This is a genomic window from Phytohabitans sp. LJ34, from assembly GCF_052068095.1.
Classification (GTDB): Bacteria; Actinomycetota; Actinomycetes; order Mycobacteriales; family Micromonosporaceae; genus Phytohabitans.
This window is the reverse complement of the sequence record NZ_JBQHDG010000015.1, coordinates 155,126-178,640: the sequence shown is the minus strand read 5'-3', so window position 1 is coordinate 178,640 and position 23,515 is coordinate 155,126. Positions and strand designations below refer to the sequence as shown.

The window sequence follows — 23,515 nt, the reverse complement described above, 5'->3', positions numbered from 1 at the left end:
CCCAAGGGTCAGGCCGGGGTGGAGGCGGCGCTGGCGGCGGCTACCAGGTCGTCTACCGTCGCCTCGTCGGGGGCGGTGCCGGGGTCGTAGCGGACGGTCCAGGTCAGGCCGTCTACGCCGCTGACCCGGCGGGCCACCACGCGGACGCCGCCGCCCTCGGGCAGTGGGTGGTGCTCGGTGTACGCGACCGAGCGGGTCACCCGGGTGCGGACCTGGTCGGGCAGGTCGCCGGGCTCCAGCAGGAGCGTGGAGAGGATGGGCTGGTCGGCGACCACGGTGTAGCCCTCGCGTTCGTCGACGACCGAGGCCGGAGTGACCACCAGCTCGCGGCCGGACCAGACGGCCTTGTGGATTTCGTGCCAGCCGAGGCGGTGGAGGCCGGGGAGCCAGAGGCCGCGGTTTGTCGCCACCACCACGCCGTCGCCGCTCGCCGGGGCCCAGGCGAGGACGCGCTCGTCCTGCTCCAGGGCCGGGCGCTGGCCGGCCGGCAGCTTCGGCTTGCGCCTGAAGAGTGCCACCTACAGACCCCCGACCGCCTGCTCGCGGAGCGCGCGGGCGTGCTGCTCCAGCGAGAAGAGTTCCCCGGCGAGCGCCAGGTACTCGTCCTTGTTGGTCACCGGGTTGACGCGCTGCACCTTCGACTTCAGCTCGCGGATGCGGGCGGCCACCGAGCCGAGCTGGAGGCGGGCCAACGCCACCGAGACGTAGCGGGGGTCGGGCTCGGTGTCGAGGCGTAGCGGCTCCACCGCGAGCTCGCCGACCAGGGCCTTGGCGGCCAGGTCGCCGCAGGCGTCGCGTACCCCCTCGATCCAGACGGCGCCGGCCACCGCGGAGGCCGCGCCGCCCGCGGCGGTGATGGCTTCACGGACCACCACGTGTACCGGGTGGCGGTAGACGTCGGCGGCCAGCGCGTCGAACATCGGGCCGGCCAGCGCCGGCATCTGGAGGGCCAGCTTGAGGCACTCCCGCTCCACCATCGCCTGCGGACTGTCTACAACGGACTCCACCGGAGCGGGGCGGCCGGTCGCGGGCTCGGCACGGCCGGAGGCGGCCGACACCGCGCGCTGCACCGGCTCGATCTCCATGCCGAGGTCGCCGGCGAGCTTCCGGATGTACTCGGGGCGCTTTTCCCGGTCTTTGATTTTGGCGACCAGCGGCGCGGCCCGGCGCATCGCGTCTACCCGGCCCTCGACGGTGTCCAGGTCATGGCGGGAGAGGACCTGCCGCAGCGCGAAGTCGACCAACGGCTCGCGGCGGGCGACGAGGTCGCGCACCGCGAGGTCGCCCTTGGCCAGCCGCAGCTCGCAGGGGTCCATGTTGTCCGGGGAGATCGCGATGAACGTGCGGCCGACGAACTTCTGGTCTTCTTCGAACGCGCGCAGCGCCGCCTTCTGCCCGGCCGCGTCGCCGTCGAAGGTGAAGATGATCTCGCCGGTGAAGCCGTCGGTGTCCATCAGCAGGCGCCGCAGCACGCCGATATGGTCGCTGCCGAACGATGTGCCACAGGTCGCCACCGCCGTGGGCACGTCGGCGAGGTGGCAGGCCATCACGTCGGTGTACCCCTCGACGATCACCACCCGGCCCTGCTTGGCGATCTCACGCTTGGCCAGGTCGACGCCGTAGAGCACGTGCGACTTCTTGTAGATGGGCGTCTCGGGGGTGTTCAGGTACTTCGGGCCGTCGTCCTTCTCGAAGAGCCTGCGCGCGCCGAAGCCGATCACGTCGCCGGTGAGGTCTTTGATCGGCCACAGCAGCCGGCCCCGGAAGCGGTCGATGAGCGAGCCCGAGCGTGCCTCCCGGACCAAGCCCGCGGTGATCAGCTCCTGCGCGTTGTAGCCCTTCTGCCGCAGGTGCTTGGCGAGGTGGTCCCAGGCGTCCGGCGCGAAGCCGCAGCCGTACTGCTGGGCGGTGGCCCGGTCGAAGCCGCGCTCGGCGAGGAACTCGCGGGCCTTCTGCGCGGGCCCGGTGCCGAGCTGCTCGGCGTAGAACTCGGCCGCGGCGGCGTGCGCGGCGACGAGGCGCTGCCGCTGCCCCTGCTGCTGCCGCACCGGCGCCGGGCCGGCCTCGATGTAGCGCAGCTGGATGCCGGCCCGGCCGGCCAGCCGCTCGACCGACTCGACGAACGAGAGGTGGTCGATGTCCATGAGGAACTTGATCGCGTCGCCGCCCTGCCCACACCCGTGGCAGAAATACACGTTTCGGCCCGGCGCGACGGTGAACGACGCCGTCTTCTCGTCGTGGAACGGGCACAGCCCCTTGAGGTTGCCGCCGCCGGCCGCCTTCAGCGTGACGTGCTCGGAGATGACGTCGGCGATCGCGGTGCGCTCGCGAACCAGCGCGATGTCCTCGTCCCGGATGCGGCCAGCCATGACCTACATCCTGCCTCACCCGTCGCGGCCGCCGCCGCACCTCCCTCGCGGGCCCGGCGGCCGCATGGATCAGGCCGGGCGGCGTCGACGGCCGAGTACGCGCAGGCCGGCGCCGCCGCCCACGAGCGCGGCGCCGGCGACCACGAACGCGCCGATCGCCAGGCCGGTGCGAGGCAGGTCACCGCCGCCCCCGCCACCGCCGGGAGGTGGAGAGGTGGTCGGGGTCGGCGAAGCGGTCGGCGTAGGTGTCGCGGCCGGCGCGATCGACACCTGGATCTCCACCTCGGCCGTCGGGCTCGGCTCGATCGCTCCGGGCGCGGCCAGCGCGCCGAGGGCGACGGCGGCCAGCACCACACCCCGGGCGCGTGACCCGGCACCCACGGCCTCGGTCGCGCCGATCAGCTCGGCCTCGGCCGCGAGCCGGCGGGAGCGGCGCCGCCGCCACAGCCAGAGGACGAGCGCGGCCACGATCAGCAGGACGAGGACGACGATCAGCCACGGCATCGCCCACATCGACCGGGATTCGCTCAGCGAGGCCATGTTCTGCCCTTCCAGCTGGGGGTTGACGGTGACCTCGGCGGAAAGCCGGCCAGCCGGAAACACACCCTCCAGCTTGCGGGTGATCCGCACTTCGGAGTCGGGCAGCAGCTCCGGCACGTCGATCACGTCGCTGTTGGCCACGCGCACACCGAGGGGGCCGCGCACCTGGATCCGCGCCTTGCCGGAGAAGCGCACGTTGCCGGTGTTCGCCACGTGGTAGGTCACGGTCATGTCGCCGCCGCCGAACGGGATCGCCGGGTTGGCGTACGCCACGTCGATCTTGGTGATCTGTGCCACCGGCCGCACCGGACCGTCGACCCGCAGGTAGATACGGGAGGCCACCCGGCGCTCGACGTTGACCTGCTGGCCCTCCGCGTTGGTGGTGCTCTCGGTGGCCGAGGCGATCAGGCCGCCGATGTGGTCGCCGGGTTCGGCGTTCGCCGGGATCTTCACCTTGAACGGGATGTCCACCCGCTTGCCCACCGGCACGGTGTACTCCTTGCGGGGCAGCGTGACCCAGGCGCCGACGTCCTTGGGCGGCTGGTTGGCGGGCAGCAGCGCGAAGCCACCGTCGTCGGCGTTGAACGCGTCGGTCGCGTACACCGCGACCTTGAGGGCCTTCTTGCCGAGGTTGCTCACCGCGACCCAGTCGGCCACCTCCTCGCCGGGCTTGAGCCCGTACTCGAACCGGCTGCGCACGGTCGGCCCCTTGGGGCTCGATGGGACGACGCTCCACTTGAAGTCGTCCCCCGGTGCTCTGGCCGCGGCGGCGGCCGGGCTGGCCGGGAGCGCGGCGACGAGCGCCAGCAGGGCGAGTGGCGCCAGCATGGCGCGGCGCATCGATACGAAAGGCATCTCGGTGGCTCCTCGACGGGGTCCGGAAACGGGCATGCGGCGGAGGTGCCGGGGCTCTCGCCCACGACACCTCCGCCTATGTCACCCGTGGCGGGCTCGACCTGTGGTCAGGTCAGGCCAGCGTCAGGGTCAGGGTGGCGGCGTACGAACCCGGCGCCGCGGTGTCCGGCACCGACAGGGTCAGATCGGCACCGCAGGTGAACACACCGGCGCTGCTCGCCGAGGCGGCCGAGCACAGCGTCTTGGTGTCGCCGAGGTTGCTGGTGGCGCCCTCGGTGACCGTGCCCGAACCGCTGGTCTTCGCGGCGGACGGGTCCCAGGTGAGGTTGCCGGCCGGGATCGGCGTCGTGGCCGGGGTGGTGTTGAAGTCCTCCATCTGGCCGGTCAGCGACCAACCCGCGTTGCTGCCGCGGAGGTCGGTCACCGTGGCCGCCTGGAGGTCACCGGTGGCCGAGCCACCGACCGTGCCACCCGCGAGCAGCGTCGTGTTGCCCGCCACCGCGAGGGAGAACGCACCCGGGGTCACGTCGGTGACGATCTCCTGGGTCGCGCCCGGGCCCTCGCCCTCGACCGTGATGGAGGTCGCGGCGGAGGTGGAGGTCTTGAACGCGGCCGCGTCGGCCGGCACGAACGTCGCGGTGATCGAGTGGGTCCCGACCGGGAGCGACGTGGTGGTCAGCGTGGCGATCGCCTCCGCGCCCGACACCGGCGCCGAGCCGATGACAGTGCTGCCCCGCTTGAAGTCCACGGTGCCGGCGGCGTTGTTCGGGTTGACGTTGGCGGTGAGGGTGACCTCGGTGCCCAGGTCGACCGGGCCCGCCGGCGCGACGGTGAGGGCGGTCGTGGTGTCCACGGCCGGGTTGACTGCCGTGGTCGACCAGTTCGCGCCGGTGACGAAGACCGAGGCGCGGAACTCGTCGGCGTGCCGGCCCGCGGTCAGGCTGAAGCACTCCACCACGATCCACCACTCACCGCTGGCCGGCGCGGTGCCGCCCAGCGCCGTGGTGAACGAGCGGGTCGCCCCGACCTCGACCGGCGCCGTGTCGAACCCGCCACCGCCGAGCGACGGCGACAGGTTGTTGTACGGCCCGCCCGGACGCCCGATGCGCAGTGCGGCGTTCTCTCCGAAGCCCGCCGGGCAGGCCGCTGAGGTGGTGCCGCTGGCGAACATCGGGTTGTCGCTCACCGTGCCGCTGGTCTGCGACAGGTTGACGGTGCCGAGTGAGGCAGCCTGAGCCGGGGACGCGACAGCCACGAGTACGCCCGCCGACACGGTGGCTGCGCCCAGCAGCGCGGCCGCGCGAGCGAACCAACGCTTGCTCATGAATCACTTCCTCTCATTGAGGATGATGCCCGGCCGGATCCTGTTGACCCGACCGGCAATCAGGCTGTACACGGGCTGTGACCCGGCAGGCAGGCCAATCTCTCCGCCGAACGTGCGGGAGGCGAATTCTCGGTGTCCGTTCATCAGGCAAAAGTCGTCGTCGGTGACCCGTTCGGACGGTCGGGCATGGGCCGATTTCTCGGACCACGCCCGACGTATCCACAAACGCCTATCGGCGGGTCACCGTGTACGGCACGGCGGCCGACGTCGAGGCATCGAACGCGGCCGTGTAGTCCGGTGTGAACGTGACGAACTCGTCGACGTGCTTGCCCTCGGTGAGGCTGAAGCACTGCACGACGATCCACCATTCACCGGCGGCCGGAGCGGCGCCGACCGCGGTGGCGAATGACCGGTTGGGCTCGACGGTCACGGCACGGTGTCGTATCCGCCGCCACCCAGCGACGGCGCCAGTTTGACGTATTGGCCGCCCGGCTGGCCGATGCGCAGTGCGGCGTTCTCGCCGTACCCGGCCGGGCACGGCGCACTTGTCGCGCTGGCGAAGATGGGGTTGTCGGTGACGCTTCCCTCCACTTGCGACAGGACGACCTCGCCCAGCGACGCGGCCTGAGCCGGTGCGGCGATGCCGACCAGCACACTCGCCGCTACCGCGACCGCACCCGCCAGGGCACCGGCGCGTGCGAGCAGTCGCTTGGTCATTGCGTTTCCTCTCTTGGGAATGACTGGAGAGTGTGGACACTCTCGCGGAAGACGTCAGGCGGACACGGTCCAGGTGTCACCGGCAACGATGATCGGGGTGACGAACCGGTCCGGGTGCTGGCCCTGGGTCGCGCTGAAGCACTCGACGACGACCCACCACTCGCCTTCACCGGGCGCCACACCGCCCAGCGCCGTGGTGAACGAACGGTTCGGCTCGATCGTCACCGGCGCGGTGTCGTAGCCGCCGGCACCCAGCGCCGCCCGCAGGTTGGAGAACGGGCCCTCCGGCCGCCCGACCCGCAGCGCCACGTTGTCGCCGTACCCGGACGGGCACGCCGCCGACGTGGTGCCACTGGCGAACACCGGCGTGTCGGACACCAGGCCGGTCGACTGCGACAGCGTCACCGTGCCCAGGTGCACCACCGGCGCCGGCGGGAGCTCCCATGTGGACCCGGTGACCGTGATGGAGGTGACGAAGCGGTCGGGATGCTGGCCGAGCGTCGCGCTGAAGCACTCCACCACGACCCACCACTCGCCGCTACCCGGCGCCACACCGCCCAGTGCCGTGGCGAAGGAACGGTTCGGCTCGATCGTCACCGGCGCGGTGTCGTAGCCGCCGGCACCCAGCGCCGCCCGCAGGTTGGAGAACGGGCCCTCCGGCCGCCCGATCCGCAGCGCCACGTTGTCGCCGTACCCGGACGGGCACGCCGCCGACGTGGTGCCACTGGCGAACATCGGCGAGTCCGACACCGAGCCGCTCGACTGCGACAGGTTCACTGTGCCGAGCGGTGCGGCCTGCGCCGGTGAGGCCACGCCGACGAGTGCCGTGGCGGTGGCCGCGGCGGTCGCCAGCAGGGCCGCGACGCGCGCGATGAGAGGCTTGCTCATGGACACTTCCCCTCGAAGAGGTTGACTCCCGGGCCAGCCTTTTGGCCGACCCCGGGGTCAAGCGTTCACATGAGCCGTGACTCCGCATGCAGGTCGATGTCTACGCCGAACGTGCGAAAGGGAAACAATCGGTAGACGGCCATCAATCAGCCGAACCGCCCGTGCACGTAGTCGGCGGTACGCGGGTCCTGCGGGTGGTCGAACATGGCCGACGTGGCGCCGTGTTCGACGATGACGCCGGGCGTGCCGTGCGAGGCGAGGAAGAACGCGCACTGGTGCGATACCCGGGCCGCCTGCTGCATGTTGTGCGTGACGATGACGATGGTGACCTCGGACGCCAGCTCGGCGATCGTCTCCTCGATCCGGCGGGTGGAGGTCGGGTCGAGCGCCGAGCACGGCTCGTCCATGAGGAGCACGCGCGGGCGCACGGCGAGCGACCGGGCGATGCACAGGCGCTGCTGCTGGCCGCCGGAGAGCGCGCCACCGGGCGCGCGCAGGCGGTCGCGGACCTCCTTCCAGAGGCCGGCCTTGGTGAGCGTCTCCTCGACGAGGTCGTCGCGCTCACGCCGGGACACCTTGGTGCCGGTCAGCTTGAGGCCGGCCACCACGTTGTCGTAGATGGACATCGCCGGAAACGGGTTGGGCTTCTGGAACACCATGCCGACCTGGCGGCGGGCGTCGGTGATGCGGCGGTCGGCCGAGTAGAGGTCGCGCCCGTCGAGCAGTACCTCGCCCGCCAGGGACGCGCTGGGCACGAGCTCGTGCATCCGGTTGAGGATGCGCAGGAACGTCGACTTGCCACAGCCCGAGGGCCCGATCAGCGCGGTGACCCGGCCGGCCGGCATGGTGAGCGACACGCGGTCGAGCACCTTGTGGTCGCCGAACCAGGCCGAGATCGACTTTGCGTCCAGGGTGGCCAGGCCGTCGCGGACCGGGCCGGTGGCCAGCGCCGTGGCGGTCAACGGCGCCGGCGCGGGAGCCTGCGGCGCCAGGTCGACCAGGGTGGGGTCTCGCAACTCGGTCACGGCACTGTCCTCACTGGAGTTTCCGGGTTCACAGCAGGTTCGGCAGCAGGCGCGCCGCCTGGTCGGCGATCGCGAAGCCGAAGGCGCCCAGCACGGGCGCGCCGACGATCCAGGTCTGCCAGCCGCCCCACCGCGCCCGCAGGTAGGTGACCGCGAGCGTGCCCAGCAGCAGCGCCTGGCCCCACAGCATCAACGGCGTCCACGCCGCCGGGTCGGTGGCCATCGCCGCCTCCGCGGGCGGCAGCGCCGCGGCACCGAACTTGCGCGGCGGCGCGGGCTGGGCCGGCGTGACGAGGTCGGCGTCCACCCGCAGGATGTCGCGCGGTATGAACGGGTCGCCGTCAGCCGTCGTCAGCGTCAGCCGCCCCTGCCCCGCGGCCAGCGGAGCCGGCGCCGGCTCGCCGGGATGGCGCAACCCGCGGACCACGTACGTGTGCTCGCCCTGCCCGGTGACCACCTTTATCTGGTCGCCGGGCAGCAGCAGGTCGAGGTCGCGGAACGGGCCGCCGTACGACGAGCGGCGTCCCATGAGGACACTCGTGCCGGCCTGCCCCGGCAGCACGCTGTCGCGGCGATGGCCCGGACCCTGGCGTAGGTTCTCGCCGCTGGTGCCCTCGACGACGACCGCGCGCAGCCCGATCGCCCTGATTTGCAGCACCGCCACCGGCGAGCCGGGCTCCACCACCGTCTCCTTGGCGACCTCACCGCTGTCGGTGAACTCCGCCCGGGTCTGGCCCACCGGTGCCGTGCCGCGCGCCAGCTCGGCCCGGAAGTCGGCGAACGCGGTCTGCTGGTTGCGCTGGTACTGCAACTGCGACACGAGGATCAGGTGTACGACGAAGCCGAGGGCGACCACGGCGAGGATGCTCAACGCGATGCCCGGCACCTGAAGGGCGAGCCGGATCGACGGCTGGGACGCCGGTGGCGGCGTCGCGGCCGGCTGGGGCACGGCCGCCGGTGTACTGGGCGGCGGCACGGGAGCCGCCGGCTCGCGAGGAGGGCTCGCGGCCGGCGACGGTTGGATCGTGACCGTCATTCGCGCTCGTCCGGCCAGTTCACCGGCTCGGGCTGCGGGCGGCGGCGCCGGGTCAGGACCATCGCGCCGGCACCGGCGCCGATGAGCAGCAGTCCGGAGGCGCCGATCGTGATGAGCGGGGTACCGGTGCTGGCCAGCGAGCCGCCACCACCACCGTCGCCATCCCCGTCACCGTCACCGTCACCGTCACCGTCGTCATCGTCCGGCGTGACGATCTCGTACTGGACCGCGGCCGAGGTCGACGCCGTGAACTTGTCGGCGCTTTCCGTGGCGGGTGTGAAGGCGGCCGTCAGCGTGTGCTGGCCCAGTGCGAGCGCACTCGTCTTGAACTCGACCGTGCCGTTGCTGATCGGGCTGGCCTCGAGCACCGTGGTGCCGTCGCGGAACTGGACCGTGCCGGTCGCGCCCGCCGGGGTGACCGTCGCCTTCATGGTGACTTCACTCGCCTCTTCCGCCGAGTTCTCCGGCGTGACCACGAGCGTGGTGGTCGTCGTGGCGGGACCGCTCGGCGCCTCCCCGATCTGGTACGCGTTCTCGATGTCGGTGCTCGTCCCCTGTTCCGCGGGTGTCGTGGGTTGGAAGGTGGCCTGGAAGTCGTACCTGCCGTCCGGCAGCCCACCCGCCGCGATGGTGTGCGTGGCGGACCCGCTGGCGACCGCGACGGCAGAAATCTCCGTCCACTGTGCACCGGAGACGCCGTTCGGCCGCCGCTCGAACCTGACCGACCCCGCCGCCGCGACGCCGGGCTCGTCGATCGTGACGGCCGCGGTCAGCGTGACGGCGGCGCCGGACGGAGCGGGACCGGTGGGAGCCACGGTCAGCACCGTGTCCGACGGCTGCGCCACCGTGCCGCGCTTGACGGTGACCGGCACGCCCGGCGACGACGACTCCTGGAACGCGTTGGCATCGGTGGGGCGGAACGTCGCGGTCAACGTGTGCTCGGCCACGGCGTTGGGGTCCGGGCCGGGGTTGCCCGGCAGGGTCACCTCCAGGGTCGCCGACCCGCTGGCCACCGGGCCCTCGCCCAGCTTGACGACCTCACTGCCGCCACTGCCGTCCGAGGTGGTTCGGAAGAACTCCACCTTGCCGGCGGCCGTGCCGGGCGTCACCGTGGCGGTCAGGGTCGCCGGGTCGCCCTCCGTGATGTCGCCCTGGGGCGACACGGCCAGCGTGGTGGTGGTCGGCTGGGCGTTGTTGCCCGCCTCGGTCGACCAGTTCGCGCCGGAAACGAAGATCGACGTGCGGAACTCGTCGGCGTGCCGGGTCGGCTCCACGAGCCGGAAGCACTCCACGACGATCCACCACTCACCGTCCGCGGGGGGTGTGCCGCCGAGCGCGGTGGTGAACGAACGGGTGGCACCGACCTCCACGGGAGCGGCGTCGAACCCGCCGCCACCGAGCGACGGCGCCAGGTTGGCGTACGGCCCGCCCGGCTTGCCGATGCGCAGCGCCGCGTTTTCCCCGAAGCCGGTCGGGCAGGGCGCCGAGGTGGTCGCGCTGGCGAACATCGGGTTGGCGCCGACCGTACCGCTGGACTGCGACAGCGTGATCGTGCCGAGCGACGCGGCCCGCGCCGGCGTGGCCGGTCCGATGAGCACGCCGGTCACCAGCACGCAGGCGGAGACCAGGGCACCCGCGGCGAGCGCGAGCCAGCGGCGATGCCGTTGCCTGCTCATTGCTTCACTCCTCCGTTCGACGGCGGTCCGGGACGCCAGCGTCCGGGCGACCGCGTGCGGCCGCCCGGACCCTTGGCTGAGCTACGGGTCAGGAGTTGAACCGGAGCTGGTCGTAGCCGCAGGCGGCGTCGAGCGGCGCCACCTGGGTGGTGCGCCGGCCGAAGCCGAACAGCTCGACGACGTTGAACGTGTTGCCACCGCTCGTGACGGTCGCGGAGCAGACGTCCGAGCCGGGACCGACGAACGTGTCGGCGATCTCGGCGTTGCCCAGGTCCGCGGTCGGCACCACGTTGTACACGTCGCGGCGCAGCGTGAAGTTGGTGTTGACCACGAGGGTGGTGCGGTTGAACGGCTGCTCCGCGGCGCTGAGGCCGGTCAGGTAGACCTCACCGCGGCGGTCGGCCACGGTGACGCCCGTCGCCGCCTGGATCGTCGCGGCCCGGCTCTGCGCGATGAACTGCCCGGCCGAGAACGGCACCACCTGGTTGAGGTTGCCGTTGAGGACCGTGCCGTCGTGCTCCTGCACGCGCGGGAGCACCGGCGTCACGGGGCTGCCGGTGGCGAGGCAGGGGTAGTCACCCAGGGCGATCTCCGCCTCGGTGAGCTGCATCCGCTGGGTCCAGAACTGCCAGGTGCCCGAGTCGGCCTGGATCATCCGCGGCTGCACCGGGATGCCGGTGATGTTGGTCGAGAAGCACCGGTAGACCCGCTGCATCTGGGCGAACGAGATGTTGCGCGGCAGGTCGCCGTTCACGTTGATGCCCAGCGTCATCGCGTCCACGCCGAACGGGATGTACGTCAGCGAACCGGTGTTCTGCGGGTTGGTGCCGCCGCCGTAGCTCGACGACCGCGCGAAGTCCACGCAGCCCACGACGTTTGCGCCCTGGTAGAAGCCGGCGCCACCGTGCGTGCCGCCCAGGTCCTCACCCTCCGAGGCGCGCAGCGACTGGCGGCCGGCGCCCGAGCCGTTGGGCCGGTTGAACGTGCAGTTCGTCGCCTTGGTCTTGATCGTGGAGGGCTGCGGGCGGGCGTCCCAGGAGGCGATGGTAGCGCCGCCCTCGACCGCGACACCCAGCCCGTTCAGGACGTCCTGTGTGGTGTCCGAGCCGGTGCCGGCCAGGGTCCGGTAGTTCGTGACCGGCGACGGGTCGGCGACGGCCGGGGTGGCCGCCATCGCGACGGCGACCGCGGCGCAGAAGCCGACCACCACCGCGTTGCCGATCGTCTTGACCTTCATGTGTGCTCCCTTTCTGCGGGGCAAAACACTCGAGCCCGCCTCCATGCCAGACGAGCCGGGGTTATCGTCGCTTCGCGTGTCCGACCGCCGAAACCGATGCCAGACAAACGTTTCGCCGGTGCTGTCTCTCGCCAACACGTAGGCCGGATGAACGAGTCTTGGCCAATAGTCATTTCGGGCCCGCCTTGCCTCTTCGCGCCGCGAGGCGCTGCATGACAGGGCCGGCGACGCCACCCACGAGGCCGACGATCAGCGCCACGACGAGCAGAAACCGGATCATCCCCAGTGGACTGCCGAGCGTCGTCTGCGCCACCGGCGCCGCGGGCGGCTGGGTGGCCGGCGTGGTCAGCGACGCCGACGGCGGCAGCCCGCTCGCAGGTACGCTCGCCGGCGCGGTCGGCTCCGGGCTGGTCGAGGTCTGGTCGCTCGGCGCCGGCGTCGTGGGTTGGACCCAGTTCTCCAGCTTGTCGGCCGCGATCATCGTCTGTTCGCGCATGGCCTGGGTCAGCGGCACGTACCCTTCGGGCAGCTGCCCGTCGGTCGGCCCGGGCGTCTGCCCCGCACCGGCGGCGTACCGCAGGAGCTTGGCGTAGTCCTTGCGCGCGTCCGCCGGGTCGCTGGTGTCGGCCACCGCGTACGTGATGGTGGTCAGCGGGTACGCGTCCGGGGTGGCCCACGCCTTGGCCGGATCGACGACGCGGACGCCGGGCACCTGGCCCTCCACCGCCGTCGCGACGGCCGCGGTCATGCCCTGGGCGTCCGGGCGGCGGCAGTCGGTGGTGGCGAACTTTCCGTCCGCGCCGCGCACCGCCTTGCAGAGCTGTGCCGTGAAAAGACCGTAGCGGGCGGCGGAGGCGGAGTCCGTTATGGACATCGCGAGCCGCGCACCCGGCTGCTGGCGCGGGATCGCGTCGAAACGCGGGTTGTTCGGGTCGAAGTTGGGGTTGGCCGAACCCGTCGTCATGGTGCTGCCGGCGGCCTTCACGTCCGCGCGCAGGGTTTGCAGCGCCGCCTCGGTCATGCTGCCCATGTAGGGGCGGTAGCCGAAGGTGCAGTTTTGCACGTGGTCGTAGTCCGGCGCCGGGCCGGTGAAACACCGCGTGTCAAGCTTCGGGTACGTGTCGAGCGTCGAGAACGACACGCCCTTGTACGCCGGGTTGACGACCATGCCCTTCTCGTCCGGGACACCGGACAGCCACGCCTTCGCCGCCGGGTCGGCTTCGATCCACCGCCACATGTCCCGCGCGGCGATGGAGCTGCCGACCGACACCATCAGGCCGTTGAGTGTCGCGGCCTTCCGGGCGGTCCAGTACGCGAACGTCGGGTTGAGGTCGACGAACTCGGGGTCGAACCTGATCGACTGGAAGTTGTTCGCCAGCTCGTTGGGCGGCGTCTGGCTGGCCACGTCGAGCGTGTACGAGAAGGTCAGCATCTTCGCGACCAGGCGCGGTGTGAGCTTGATGTCGGAGATGGCCAACCCGGCGAGCGCGTTGACGTCGGGCGGCAGGTCGCCCTCGACGAGATCCCGCAGGTTCGCGTCGACGTTCACGGCGATGACCGGTGCGCTGACCGCCACCGGCGCGTGCAGGACCGCGGGAGTGCTGGACTGCACCCCCTCGGCGGTGAACCCGACACCCGGCCCGCCGGTGCCGGGCGCCAGCACGCGCGGCCCGACCTCGAAGTCGCTGATGCCGGAGTAGCCGAAGACCGGCCCGTCACCGGCGCAGAGCACCGGCTGCCACGAGGTGATCGCCTCGGCGATGAGCTCGGTGCCCGCGGTGGCACGCTCGGCCTTGGTGAGCGAGCACGGGCTGGCGACCGGGTCGAACTCCAGCGGGACGACGATCCGGTTCTTCCACAGCGCCGGCACGAACGGGCTGCCGTGCACGGCGGTGGCCGGCTTGCCGTCGTACGGCTGCTGGTGGCCGCGGGGCACGATGACGATCGAGCACTTCGGTGCCGGCTGCTGCTTGTTCTCCAGGTCGGTGTATCCGGCGCCGCAGCCCAGGTGCGGCGCGAGCGCCGCGTTCTGCACCTCGAAGACGGCCCGGCCGTTGCCTGAGCCGTCGCTCAGCGCGTAGGGCACCTCGTTCGTGGTCGTCGTCGAGAAGTACTGGGCCAGCACCTCCACGTCCGTCGCGGTCCGCTCGGTGAACGGCGGGACCGGGCTCTTGATGACCGGGAACGGTTCGTTCGGACCGCCGTTGGGGGTGGCCCGACCGCCGATCGGCCGGAACGGCACGACCTGGGCTTCCTTGGGAAGCTGCTCGTCGGTGTCGTCGGCCGGGTAGCCGGCGACCAGGCTCTGGTACCGGGCGCGGCTGCTCGCCTCGAGGCTCGTGCTCGAGTTGACGCCGGTGCTGTTGGGGATGGCCGGCGGGGTGAACTCGACGCCGAACTGGCACGTCTCGCGAAGCTTGAGCCCCTTCGGATCGTCCGCCGCGTCAGGGTCGCCGTAGCACTGCATGATCTGGAAGTAGTCCGACGCGAGCAGGCGGTTGCGCGGCGTCGGCGTGGCGCCGGTCCACGTGATCACGATGGCCTGGTTGGCCAGGTCACGGGTCTGCGAGACGGTGATCTGCAAGCCTTTGAACTCGCCTTCGCCGACCGTCACCGTCACGGCCGACGAGCCGGCGGCGCCACCACCGCCGCCCACCTCCACCTGGCCGCGCGCCGGCTCCACCACGAAGAGCAGGCTGGCGGCGACGAGCGCGACCATGACGGCCGCCACCCTCCGGCGCATCAGGTCCGCTCCTGCCGGTCACGGCGGCCACGCAGCGAGGCGGCCAGAAATGGCGGGCCGAGCACGAGACCCACGAGGAGCACCCCGGCGATCAGCATCATCGTGTGCCGCATCCGCCAGCCGCCCTCACCGTCCAACGCCACCGGCACGGCCGCGACCTGCTCGCCGTCGCCGGCGCCCGCCCCGTCACCGGCGGGCAGGCCGGTGTCCGGATCGACCGCGCCGGCGCTCGCCGTGGGGTTGGCTCCGGGCGCGGTGGGAGCGGTCGTCGCACCGTTGTTGTTGGTGTTGTTGCCGCCGCCGCTGCCGGCGCACCGGGCCGACGCGACGACGGGCGTCGCCACGTTTCGCGCTCCCGCGGTGCCCTCCGGGTTCTGCCGCGGGCCCTTGCGGTCGCAGTCGGACGGTTGCTTCGCGTTCTGTACCAGCGTGTTGGCGCCGCTGCGGGAGAACGTCGGGTTGTTGCAGTTGGCGATGACGATGCTCGACTTCGGTGCGCCGGGAATCCGCTTCACCTGCTGCATCCCCGCGTCGACAAGGTTGATCGGCAGCGGCGAGTAGCCGAGCACCTCCGCCTGCTGCTGGCCCTCGCAGAGGAAGTAGTTCGCGAACGAGCTCAGCGTGTAGCCCCGGTCCTGGTCGACGCCGAGTCCTTCGGTGACCGGGATCAGCATGTACGAGTACGACGACAGCGGGTAGGTCCGCTTGTCGGTCGAGGTGTAGACGCCGTCGAGGATCTGGGTCAGGTAGTTCGCGGTGCCCCTGTTGGTGTTGATCCGCGCCTTGGTCAGGGCGACGGCCACATTGGACGCGGTCGGCTCGATGTAGTAGCCGGCCGCGTTCAGCAGCTTCACCACCGGAAAGCGCGCGTTGAGGGCGTACGAGTACTCGACGTACGTGATCGAGCCCTCGGCGTTGTCCTGCGCCACGTACCCGGCGACACCGGTCGAGCCGCTCTGCCCGATGAAGCCGTCGCTGGCCCGGAACGGGTAGTTCGACGTGAGGCCGCAGGGCGCCGGCTTGTTGAACTTCCGGCAGTACGCGTTCCAGATCGACGAGTGCTGCTTGCTCATCCAGAGGGTGAACTGCGCGCTCGTGCCGGAGCCGTCCTGCCGCACCACCGGCCGGATGGCGCGGGCCGGCAGGTTGAGGCCGGGGTTGTCGGCCTTGATGGCGGGATCGTTCCACCGCTTGATCTGGCCGGTGAAGATGCGCGACACCACCTCGCCGGAGAGCCGCAGGTTGGTGACCCGGCGGCCGCCGATCTTGAGGTTGTACATGAACGCGGTGCCGCCCGCGACGATCGGCATGTACGCGTACTGGCGGCTGGGTGGTGCGTCCACGCCGCCGAACGCGTCCTTCAGGCCGTACGGGATCTCCGATACTCCGAAGTGGACGGTGCCGCTGCGGAACTGCGCCCGGCCGTCACTGGAACCCGTGGATGCGTAGTTGATGTATATGCCGCGCTGCTGGACGTTGCGCCGCCAGTTGTCGATGGCGTTGGCGCTCCACGTCGAGCCCGCGCCGTTGATCGGCACGAACTTGGGCGCGGCCGCCGCGGGCGGTGCCGCCCCGAGCACGATGGCGACCGTCGCGACAGCGGCCATCAGTGTTCTCTTCATGACCCAGCCTTGTCGGTGTGGAGGAGGTCGGGCCGCCGGGCGTTGTCCCGAGCGGCGAAGCGCACCGCGTCACGCCGGGACCCGCGGGCACGGCGGCGGCGTTGGCCGCGGCTGAGCTGCCCGGGCGCCCGGCCGCCAATCAGGCGGGCGAACACGAAGAGGAGCAACACCAGGACCATCAGCACCGCCGCCGCGCCGAACGCGCGGGCGATGAGGCCGGGCTCGCCGGTCCGCACCATCTGGAACGTGTACAGCGGCAGCGAGGTCTGTGCCCCGCTGGCCGGGTTGGCGTTCAACGTCTGGGCGAAGCCGGCGGTGAGCAGCACCGGTGACGTCTCGCCGATGCCCCGCGCGGTGCCCAGGATCACCGCGGTCGTGATGCCGGACCGGGCGGTGGGCAGCACGACGTGCCAGATGGTCCGCCACTGCGACGCGCCGAGGGCGAGCGCCGCCTCGCGGAGAGTACCCGGCACGAGCCGGATCACCACGTCCGCGGCGCGGATGATGATGGGCAGCATCATGACGCTCAGCGCCAGCCCGGCGGCCATCCCCGACTTGTCCACGCCGAGGCCGAGAATCACCATCGCGAAGATGAACAGACCGGCCACAATGGACGGCAGGGCGGTCATCGCCTCGACGATGATCCGGACGAACCGGCTGAACGGGCCGGGCACCTCGCTGAGAAACACCGCGCCGACGATGCCGAGCGGGATCGTGATGGCCAGTGCGATGCCGATCTGCTCCAGCGTGCCGACGATGGCGTGTTTGACGCCGCCCACGCTCAGCGGCTGGAGTGGCCCGGCCAGGCCCATGTCCTCGTAGTAGAAGTTGAGGTGCACCAGGGCCTGGCGGCCGCGCCAGAACGTGTACCCGACGACCAGGACGAGGCCGATCAGCATGACGAACGCCAGGCTGTGGATGAGCGCCGCCGCCAGCCGGTCGCGCACGGTGGGCCCGGACTCGTCGAGCGAGACAAGCAGCGTGTAGATGCCGAGGAACAGCAGGTACGACACCACGACAAAGCCGAGGATCGCGTCGAACGGCGCCAGCTGGGTGAAGATCACGGAGGAAAGCGCGATCGCGGAGGCGGCCGCCCCGATGACGGCGAACACGCCGCTGCGCCGGGTGTTGCTGATCGTCCGGCGCACCTCGGGCACCGCCGGCTCGTCCCGCCGGGGCAGGTGGGTCTCGGCCACGCGCACGTCGGTCACGGTCATGTCCTCACGCCTCGCTCGCCGCGCCCGAACGGCTGCGGCTGATGATGATTCCGGCCGCGAAGTTGACGATCAGCGTCATGCCGAAGAGCACCAGGCCGGCCGCCATCAGCGCCGACAGCGCGATACCGGCGTCGTCCGAGTACCGCAGGGCGATCAGCGCCGCGATGGAACCGCCGCCGGTCTGCAAGATGTGGGGCTGGATCACGAACACCATGGAGATGACCAGGAAGACGCCGATCGTCTCGCCGAGCGCGCGGCCCAGGCCGAGCATCGTGCCGCCGATCATCCCGCCCCGGCCGAACGGCAGCACGACCGAGCGGATCATGCCCCACTTCGTGGCGCCCAGCGCGAACGCGCCCTCCCGCTCGCCGAGCGGCGCCTGGGAGAAGACCTCCCGCATGACCGAAGCGATGATCGGTGTGACCATCATCGAGACGATGATCCCGGCGACGAACGTGGACGAGGTCAGCGCCGTCGGGCTGGCCGAGGGGTCGCGGGGGTTGTAGTCGTCCACCTGGAAGAGCGGGATCCACCCGAGGTAGGTGGTCAGGAACCGGGGCAGCCCGTCGCCCAGCTCGCCGCGGACCAGGATGTGCGGCTGGAGCAAGAAGAAACCCCAGATCCCGTACACCACGCTCGGCACCGCGGCCATCAGGTCGACGAGGTTGACGAGGACCGGCTGGAGCCGGCTCGGCGCGTACTCCGAGATGTACAGCGCCGCGCCGCCGGCCAGCGGGACCGCGATGCTGATCGCTACGAGCGCGATGAGCACGGTGCCGACGAGCACGCCGGCCACGCCGAAGTTGAGCTGCGCCGGCACCCAGTCCTGGGTGGTGAGGAAGCCGAAACCGACTGCCCGCACCGCCGGCACCGCCCGTACGCCGAGGAAGAGGCCGACGAGCAGCATGACCGCCAGCACCACGCTGCCACCGGCTCGCGCGATCACGCGAAACAGCACGTCGGACCGGGCGCGGCGCAGGCGGATCCGGCGCGGCGAGTCCTCTGGGCCGTCCGGTGTGGACGGTGTGACGGTGACGGAGGACAGGTCGCTGAGCGCTGCGGTCATCAGCCCGCGTTCCGCAGCTCTCGGCCGGGCGGCGGCTCGGCGACGCTGGCCCGGCGGCGTCCACGTCGGACACTCCGGGTGCCGGCGATCACCTGCGCGCTCGGCACCGCCTCCAGAAACCGTTCCAGGTTGTACGTGCACTCCCGGGCCCGCAGGTAGGAGCGGCTCGACACGGCGACCGGCTCACCGTCCAGGTCGATCCGCCAGGTCCACTGCCCGGTCAGGTCGACGGTGGTCTCCACCGGCTTCGCGCGCTCGTAGTTGGCCTGCAAATCAAGCACCGACTGGCGGCAGGCGCCGTACGTCGCGTGGTAGGTGGTGCCGCGACCAAGCGGACGGTTGTTGGGCGAGACCAGCATCCACAGGATGCCCTCCCCCTCGTCACCGTCCTTCGACTCGGGCATGGGCGCGGCAAGAAACACGAACCGTGAATGCTGCACCATGATCCCTTCCGAGGTGCGCCACAGAGGGCGCGTGGCTGACCGCCTCCCCAACTGACTCGCAACGGTCAGTGAGATCAGCCTCGACATGAACGATGACTCACCGAGCAGTCCTGTACTCACGCCGGACATGCAAGAAGTGAACAGCGGGTAAGGCAGCATCCACCGTTCGGATCATCTCGTTGGCCAACCGCACGTCTGCCTGCCGTTTCGTCGCGGTTTTAGTAGTTTTTCTTCGGCTGACATCGACGCGCTGGCATCTGATGCCGGGCTCAGGACATCCGCCGGCGCCAGCTGAACAGGGCCACGCCGCCTACGAGCGCGAGCACCAGAAGCACGCCGCCGGTCCACAGCACGCTCGACAGCGGCGAGCCCTCACCGGAGCGGTCGTTGCTGGCGAGGCGCGGATCGACGGTCGCGCCACCGGTCACGTCCGGACCCGGCGCGCCCTCCGTGCCGACCGGCGCGGCACCGGTCACCTCCGGTCCCGGGACGGTCGGCGGCACGGGCTGGCCCTGCGGGGGCGCGTCCAGCGGCGCCGCGCCTTTGACCGGCGGGCCGAGCTTCCATCTGCGCCCGTTCACCGTGATCGGGGTGATGAAGCGTTCCTGGTGCATGCCCAGCGTCTCGCTGTAGCACTCGACGACGACCCACCATTCGCCGCTCTTCGGCGCGCCGGCGAGCGCGGTGGTGAACGAACGGTTCGGCTTGACGGAAACCGCCTTCTTGTCGTATCCGCCGTCGGTGACCGGCTTGGCCACGTTCGAGTAGGGCCCGCCGGGCGGGCCGATGCGCACCATCGCGTCGCTGCCGTAGCCGGTCGGGCACGGCCTGGACGCCGACGCGCTGCCGAAGATCGGGTTCTGGTCGACGGTGCCGGTGCTCTTCGAGAGCTTCACCGAACCCAGTGGCGCCGCGCCGGCCGGTGCCGGAAAGGCGATCGCGGCAAGGGCGGCGACGGCGATGGCGGACAGGGCTGCGAGGCTGGCGCGGGCTCGAGTCACACCGACGGTCTATTCACCCCGCGCTACCGCCATGTCAATGCCAATCGCGCGCCGGACACACAACAGGTGAACGGGATCGGTCAGGCGAGCCAGCCGCGGACCTTCTTGCGCCGGGCGCGCTTGGCGGCGTCGGGCAGGTCGGCCAGCGCCGTCTCCCCCGCGACCTGCTGACGGGCGTGCAGCAGCCCGTACGTGAACGCGTTGCCGCCCTCCCGGAACGCGCGCATGCCGAGGTCGCGCAGGACCGCGCGGGTGACCACCGTGTCCTGGTGAACGCCGAGCACGTCCTGGAGCGCCTTGAGCTGCTTGGCCAGCTGCTGGGCCGGCTTGCGGTCGAGTGGCTCGGCCGCGTACCGGGCCCGCTTGTAGGCCTTTCGCGCCTCGTGCAGCTGGACGTCCCGCTCGTGGTCGTCGGCCGCGTCCGCGCCGTCGAGCATGCGGTCGGCCCGGCGCACCGCCTTGCGGACCCGCTTGCGCACCCACCCGTTACCCCGATCCGCCGCGGCGCCGACCATCGCGTCGACCTCCCCGAGGAGCTTGGCGTACCGGTCGCCGTCGAGCGCGCCGCGGACCCGTTCCATCGCGTCCGAGGTGTCGTGGCCGAGGTGCTGCTGTATCCGCGCCTCGACCGGGCCGACGACGAGCTGGCGCGGCTCGGCCCGCACGGCTCCGGCGAGCCGGGCCGCCATCACCTGGCCGTCGCGCACCGGCCCGAGCTTGTCGGCGAGCCACTTGAGCTCGCCGCGCAGCGCGTCCACCCGCTCGCGCTCCCACATGCCACGGAACGACCGGAGCGTGCTGCGCAGCCGCCGGATCGCCACGCGCATGTCGTGTACGGCGTCCTCGTCGCCGTCGCGTACCCCCGGCTCGTTGGCGGCGATGGCGTCGCGCTGGGCGCGGAGATAGGCCACGACGGCGCCCGCCGCGCCCGATGGTGTGGCGGTCATTCCGATCACATACCCGACCGGAACACCCGCCACACCATGCTCCGTCAGGCAGCCACCACTCCCGGGCGACCCGCCTCGACGGCGAACGACGCGCTCGTGCGGACCGGGGCCTCACGGACCTCGATGGTGTCCACCACCCGCACGTCGGTGCGCCACGACTCGCGGGTCACGTCGCAGCGCAGGTAGCCGCGCTTGAGCCCGTCGAAGTAGCGCACGTGCGGGTTGAGGATCGGGTTGGCCTGCTTGAGCGGCGCGTCGAACGCGACCGGGAAGTCCGAGCTGATGGAGGTGCCCACGAACTCGGCCGCGACCACCGGGGAGGCCGGGTCGTCGAAGTCGAGCTTGAGGTCGCTGATCCAGGTGGAGTGGATGTCACCCGCGAGGACGACGGGGTTGTCCACCCGCTCGTCGGCGAGCAGCCGCAGCAGCCGCTCCCGCTGCGGCATGTACCCGTCCCACTGGTCGAGGTTGACCACCGTGGGCGGCGGCTGGCCGGTCGGGTTGGGAAAGCGGGTGCGGCTCATCATCACCTGCTGGGCGATGACGTTCCACCGGGCCGGCGAGTGCACGAGGCCACGCGCCAGCCACCGTTCCTGCTCGTCGCCGGTGAGCGTGCCGGCGGTGTTGCCGGCGCCGAAGGGCTCCGGACCGAGGTCGCCGGGACCGGGCTGGTCGGTGCGGTACTGCCGGGTGTCGAGCACGTTGACCCGGGCGAGCAGCCCGAAGTCGAAGCGCCGGTAGATGCGCATCCGGTCGCGCCCCGGGCGCAGGTGGGCCCGGATCGGCATGTGCTCGTAGTACGCCTGGTACGCGGCGGCCCGCTGCCGGGAGAACTCGTCCGGCGTCTGGTGCGCCGCGCCCGAGTCGAGCTCGTCGACAAGATCCGCGTAGTTGTTTTCGGTCTCGTGGTCGTCCCAGGTCACCACCCAGGCGCCGGCGGCGTGGGCGGCGCGCAGGGCCGGGTCGCCCTTGTACTGCGCGTGCCGGTTGCGGTAATCGTCCAATGTGCGCAGTTGGTCCAGGCCGAGCGTCTCCGGCGTGGTGTGCCGCCGGTCCGCGAAGCGGCTGTCCGGGTCGTACTCGTAGATGTAGTCGCCGAGGTGGAACACCACGTCGAAGTCTTCGCCGGCGAGGCCGTTGTAGGCCGGCCAGTACCCGTTCTGGAGGTCCTGGCAGCTGGCCACGCCGAACCGCAGCCGGTGCGGCCGGGCGTGGGGATGCGGCGCGGTCTTGGTCCGGCCGACCGGGCTGAGGTGGCCCTGCGCCTTGAAGCGGTAGAAGTACTCGCGTCCGGGCTCCAGCCCGCGCGCGTCCACGTGTACCGAGTGTGCGAGCTCCGGCCGCGCCCACGCCGTGCCGGAGCGCACGACGCGGCGGAAGCGCTCGTCCTTGGCCACCTGCCAACCCACCTGGACCGGGCGGGACAGCCCGCGGTCGCGGACCAGCCGCGTCCACAGGACCACCGCGTCCGGCAGCGGGTCGCCGCTGGCCACGCCGAGTGGGAACGGCGTCGCCGTGTCTGAACCATGCGCCGACGCGGGGAGTGCCGAGCCGGCCGCGAGGGTGGAGGCACCCACCGCCGCGACCGCGCCCGCCAGCACCTGACGCCGGTTAGCTGTAAGATCCATTACGCCAATATCGCGAGTGGAAATGAGCCGGCACAACCGCGCGGCGCCCAATTATCCGTTCATTGGGAATTCACCATCTGTCCACTGTCGGGGTTGACCGCTCCGACCACCATCGGGCCGTGAAGCGCCGTCTCTGGATCATCGTCGCGACCGTTGTCGTGCTGGCCGTCGTGGGTGCCGGCATCGGGTGGCACCTGGGCATGGACCGCCTCGACACCGTGCGCGGCGTGGTCGGTTCCGAGAAGGCGGCGTTCTTCGCCGACCAGCGGGTGAAAGACGCCCTCGCCAGCCACGGGCTGCGCGTGGAGATCGACCCGCGCGGCTCCCGCGAGATGGCCACCACCGTGCCCCTCGACCGGTACGACTTCGCGTTTCCCGGCAGCGAGCAGTCCGCGGAGCAGGTAAAGCGGGCCCGTGCGGCCACCGGCACGTACACGCCGTTCTGGTCGCCGCTCGCCGTCGCCACGTTCACGCCGATCGCCGACCTGCTGGCGGCGGAGGGCGTGGCCAGCCGGGCGTCCGAGGGGCACTGGGTGCTCGACTTCGGCAAGGTCCTCGACCTTGCCCGGCGCGACGTGCGCTGGGACCAGCTCGAGGGCAACGTGGCCTACCCGGCCCGGCGCGACGTGCTGGTGACCACGACCCACCCCGGCGACTCCAACTCCGCGGGCGTGTACGCCTGGCTCGCCCTCCAGCAGCTCGGTGGCGGCGCCAAGGCGCTCGACGAGGTGGTCAAGCTCTTCACCGACCAGGGCGGGCTGGAGCGGTCCACGGAGGACCCGTTCGAAAAGTACCTCTCCCAGGGGCTCAACTACGCGCCGCTCGTGCTCGTCTACGAGGCGCAGTACGTCGACGCCGGACAAGCCGGCACGCTGCCGCCGAACGCGACGCTCGTCTACCTCTCGCCCACCACGCCCAGCGCGCACACGGTCGTCGCCTTCGACGGCGCCGGCGACGAGGTGGGCCGCCTGCTCGCCAACGACCCGGAGCTGCTCCGCCTCGCCGCCGAGCACGGCTTTCGTACCGCCGACGAGGCCGCCATCGCGTCGGTGCTGGCCCGCGTGCCGGCCGGCGGCGCGGCGCTCCCGGCGAAGCTCACCGACATCGTCCCCGCGCCCGCGCCCGAGGTCGTCGACTCCCTCCTCGCGACGCTCGACCAGCGCCTTCGACCATGACAAGGA

20 protein-coding genes are annotated in these 23,515 nt (G+C 71.4%); 1 reads left to right on the top strand and 19 read right to left on the bottom strand.

Going from position 1 to position 23,515, the window contains the following annotated elements; translation table 11 throughout:
- Window positions 1-8: 8 nt before the first annotated feature.
- The 19 genes from ACTMTJ_RS26235 to ACTMTJ_RS26145 all read right to left on the bottom strand — a co-directional run bounded on the left by ACTMTJ_RS26235 (window position 9) and on the right by ACTMTJ_RS26145 (window position 22,334).
- Complete coding sequence (locus ACTMTJ_RS26235) at window positions 9-518, bottom strand: hypothetical protein (RefSeq protein WP_441220416.1); 510 nt, start codon at window positions 516-518, stop codon at window positions 9-11.
- Window positions 519-2,369: a DNA primase gene (dnaG, locus tag ACTMTJ_RS26230; protein WP_441220414.1), complete on the bottom strand. Its 1,851-nt coding sequence runs from the start codon at window positions 2,367-2,369 to the stop codon at window positions 519-521.
- A 69-nt stretch (window positions 2,370-2,438) separates the two neighbouring features.
- Window positions 2,439-3,764 carry a WxL protein peptidoglycan domain-containing protein gene (locus ACTMTJ_RS26225; protein ID WP_441220412.1) on the bottom strand — a complete coding sequence of 442 codons (1,326 nt, stop codon included), beginning with the start codon at window positions 3,762-3,764 and terminating at the stop codon, window positions 2,439-2,441.
- 112 nt (window positions 3,765-3,876) lie between these two features.
- A complete protein-coding gene (locus ACTMTJ_RS26220; RefSeq protein ID WP_441220410.1) occupies window positions 3,877-5,088 on the bottom strand; it encodes an Ig-like domain repeat protein in 1,212 nt (403 codons plus the stop codon).
- A 229-nt stretch (window positions 5,089-5,317) separates the two neighbouring features.
- Window positions 5,318-5,518: a hypothetical protein gene (locus ACTMTJ_RS26215; protein ID WP_441220408.1), complete on the bottom strand. Its 201-nt coding sequence runs from the start codon at window positions 5,516-5,518 to the stop codon at window positions 5,318-5,320.
- Complete coding sequence (locus ACTMTJ_RS26210; RefSeq protein ID WP_441220406.1) at window positions 5,515-5,805, bottom strand: hypothetical protein; 291 nt, start codon at window positions 5,803-5,805, stop codon at window positions 5,515-5,517. Before ACTMTJ_RS26210 ends, ACTMTJ_RS26215 begins: the two co-directional genes overlap by 4 nt.
- A 54-nt stretch (window positions 5,806-5,859) precedes the next feature.
- Window positions 5,860-6,693 (bottom strand): hypothetical protein, encoded by an 834-nt coding sequence (locus tag ACTMTJ_RS26205; protein ID WP_441220404.1) that lies wholly within the window; start codon window positions 6,691-6,693, stop codon window positions 5,860-5,862.
- A gap of 146 nt (window positions 6,694-6,839) precedes the next feature.
- A complete protein-coding gene (locus ACTMTJ_RS26200) occupies window positions 6,840-7,718 on the bottom strand; it encodes a phosphate ABC transporter ATP-binding protein (RefSeq protein ID WP_441220402.1) in 879 nt (292 codons plus the stop codon).
- 28 nt (window positions 7,719-7,746) lie between these two features.
- Window positions 7,747-8,754 carry a sortase domain-containing protein gene (locus ACTMTJ_RS26195; RefSeq protein ID WP_441220400.1) on the bottom strand — a complete coding sequence of 336 codons (1,008 nt, stop codon included), beginning with the start codon at window positions 8,752-8,754 and terminating at the stop codon, window positions 7,747-7,749.
- Window positions 8,751-10,430 carry an Ig-like domain-containing protein gene (locus tag ACTMTJ_RS26190; protein ID WP_441220398.1) on the bottom strand — a complete coding sequence of 560 codons (1,680 nt, stop codon included), beginning with the start codon at window positions 10,428-10,430 and terminating at the stop codon, window positions 8,751-8,753. The genes ACTMTJ_RS26195 and ACTMTJ_RS26190 overlap by 4 nt, the downstream gene beginning before the upstream one ends.
- An 88-nt stretch (window positions 10,431-10,518) precedes the next feature.
- Window positions 10,519-11,667 (bottom strand): hypothetical protein, encoded by a 1,149-nt coding sequence (locus ACTMTJ_RS26185; RefSeq protein ID WP_441220396.1) that lies wholly within the window; start codon window positions 11,665-11,667, stop codon window positions 10,519-10,521.
- 169 nt (window positions 11,668-11,836) lie between these two features.
- Window positions 11,837-14,410, bottom strand: coding sequence for a hypothetical protein (locus ACTMTJ_RS26180; protein WP_441220394.1), 2,574 nt, complete (start codon window positions 14,408-14,410; stop codon window positions 11,837-11,839).
- Window positions 14,410-16,032 (bottom strand): phosphate ABC transporter substrate-binding protein PstS, encoded by a 1,623-nt coding sequence (locus tag ACTMTJ_RS26175; RefSeq protein WP_441220392.1) that lies wholly within the window; start codon window positions 16,030-16,032, stop codon window positions 14,410-14,412. The genes ACTMTJ_RS26180 and ACTMTJ_RS26175 overlap by 1 nt, the downstream gene beginning before the upstream one ends.
- Complete coding sequence (pstA, locus tag ACTMTJ_RS26170) at window positions 16,029-17,249, bottom strand: phosphate ABC transporter permease PstA (protein ID WP_441220390.1); 1,221 nt, start codon at window positions 17,247-17,249, stop codon at window positions 16,029-16,031. The genes ACTMTJ_RS26175 and pstA overlap by 4 nt, the downstream gene beginning before the upstream one ends.
- A 4-nt stretch (window positions 17,250-17,253) precedes the next feature.
- The gene (gene pstC, locus ACTMTJ_RS26165; RefSeq protein WP_441220388.1) at window positions 17,254-18,315 is read right to left on the bottom strand and encodes a phosphate ABC transporter permease subunit PstC; all 1,062 of its coding nucleotides are present in this window, start codon (window positions 18,313-18,315) and stop codon (window positions 17,254-17,256) included.
- Window positions 18,315-18,758: a hypothetical protein gene (locus ACTMTJ_RS26160; protein WP_441220386.1), complete on the bottom strand. Its 444-nt coding sequence runs from the start codon at window positions 18,756-18,758 to the stop codon at window positions 18,315-18,317. Before ACTMTJ_RS26160 ends, pstC begins: the two co-directional genes overlap by 1 nt.
- A gap of 269 nt (window positions 18,759-19,027) precedes the next feature.
- Window positions 19,028-19,759, bottom strand: a complete 732-nt coding sequence (locus ACTMTJ_RS26155; RefSeq protein WP_441220384.1) for a hypothetical protein — start codon at window positions 19,757-19,759, stop codon at window positions 19,028-19,030.
- Window positions 19,760-19,839: 80 nt separating this feature from the next.
- A complete protein-coding gene (locus tag ACTMTJ_RS26150) occupies window positions 19,840-20,706 on the bottom strand; it encodes a CHAD domain-containing protein (protein ID WP_441220382.1) in 867 nt (288 codons plus the stop codon).
- A 44-nt stretch (window positions 20,707-20,750) separates the two neighbouring features.
- Window positions 20,751-22,334, bottom strand: coding sequence for an alkaline phosphatase D family protein (locus ACTMTJ_RS26145; protein ID WP_441220380.1), 1,584 nt, complete (start codon window positions 22,332-22,334; stop codon window positions 20,751-20,753).
- Between the two features lie 119 nt (window positions 22,335-22,453).
- On the opposite strand from ACTMTJ_RS26145, the gene ACTMTJ_RS26140 reads away from it, so the two are divergent.
- A complete protein-coding gene (locus tag ACTMTJ_RS26140) occupies window positions 22,454-23,509 on the top strand; it encodes a hypothetical protein (RefSeq protein ID WP_441220378.1) in 1,056 nt (351 codons plus the stop codon).
- Window positions 23,510-23,515: the final 6 nt, after the last annotated feature.

Bases quoted from the DNA above. Each gene is read 5' to 3' on its own strand.
- dnaG (WP_441220414.1), bottom strand. From the start codon at position 2,369: ATGGCTGGCCGCATCCGGGACGAGGACATCGCGCTGGTTCGCGAGCGC.
- ACTMTJ_RS26225 (WP_441220412.1), bottom strand. From the start codon at position 3,764: ATGCCTTTCGTATCGATGCGCCGCGCCATGCTGGCGCCACTCGCCCTG.
- ACTMTJ_RS26220 (WP_441220410.1), bottom strand. From the start codon at position 5,088: ATGAGCAAGCGTTGGTTCGCTCGCGCGGCCGCGCTGCTGGGCGCAGCC.
- ACTMTJ_RS26210 (WP_441220406.1), bottom strand. From the start codon at position 5,805: ATGACCAAGCGACTGCTCGCACGCGCCGGTGCCCTGGCGGGTGCGGTC.
- ACTMTJ_RS26205 (WP_441220404.1), bottom strand. From the start codon at position 6,693: ATGAGCAAGCCTCTCATCGCGCGCGTCGCGGCCCTGCTGGCGACCGCC.
- ACTMTJ_RS26195 (WP_441220400.1), bottom strand. From the start codon at position 8,754: ATGACGGTCACGATCCAACCGTCGCCGGCCGCGAGCCCTCCTCGCGAG.
- ACTMTJ_RS26190 (WP_441220398.1), bottom strand. From the start codon at position 10,430: ATGAGCAGGCAACGGCATCGCCGCTGGCTCGCGCTCGCCGCGGGTGCC.
- ACTMTJ_RS26185 (WP_441220396.1), bottom strand. From the start codon at position 11,667: ATGAAGGTCAAGACGATCGGCAACGCGGTGGTGGTCGGCTTCTGCGCC.
- ACTMTJ_RS26180 (WP_441220394.1), bottom strand. From the start codon at position 14,410: ATGCGCCGGAGGGTGGCGGCCGTCATGGTCGCGCTCGTCGCCGCCAGC.
- ACTMTJ_RS26175 (WP_441220392.1), bottom strand. From the start codon at position 16,032: ATGAAGAGAACACTGATGGCCGCTGTCGCGACGGTCGCCATCGTGCTC.
- pstA (WP_441220390.1), bottom strand. From the start codon at position 17,249: ATGACCGTGACCGACGTGCGCGTGGCCGAGACCCACCTGCCCCGGCGG.
- pstC (WP_441220388.1), bottom strand. From the start codon at position 18,315: ATGACCGCAGCGCTCAGCGACCTGTCCTCCGTCACCGTCACACCGTCC.
- ACTMTJ_RS26160 (WP_441220386.1), bottom strand. From the start codon at position 18,758: ATGGTGCAGCATTCACGGTTCGTGTTTCTTGCCGCGCCCATGCCCGAG.
- ACTMTJ_RS26150 (WP_441220382.1), bottom strand. From the start codon at position 20,706: ATGACCGCCACACCATCGGGCGCGGCGGGCGCCGTCGTGGCCTATCTC.
- ACTMTJ_RS26145 (WP_441220380.1), bottom strand. From the start codon at position 22,334: ATGGATCTTACAGCTAACCGGCGTCAGGTGCTGGCGGGCGCGGTCGCG.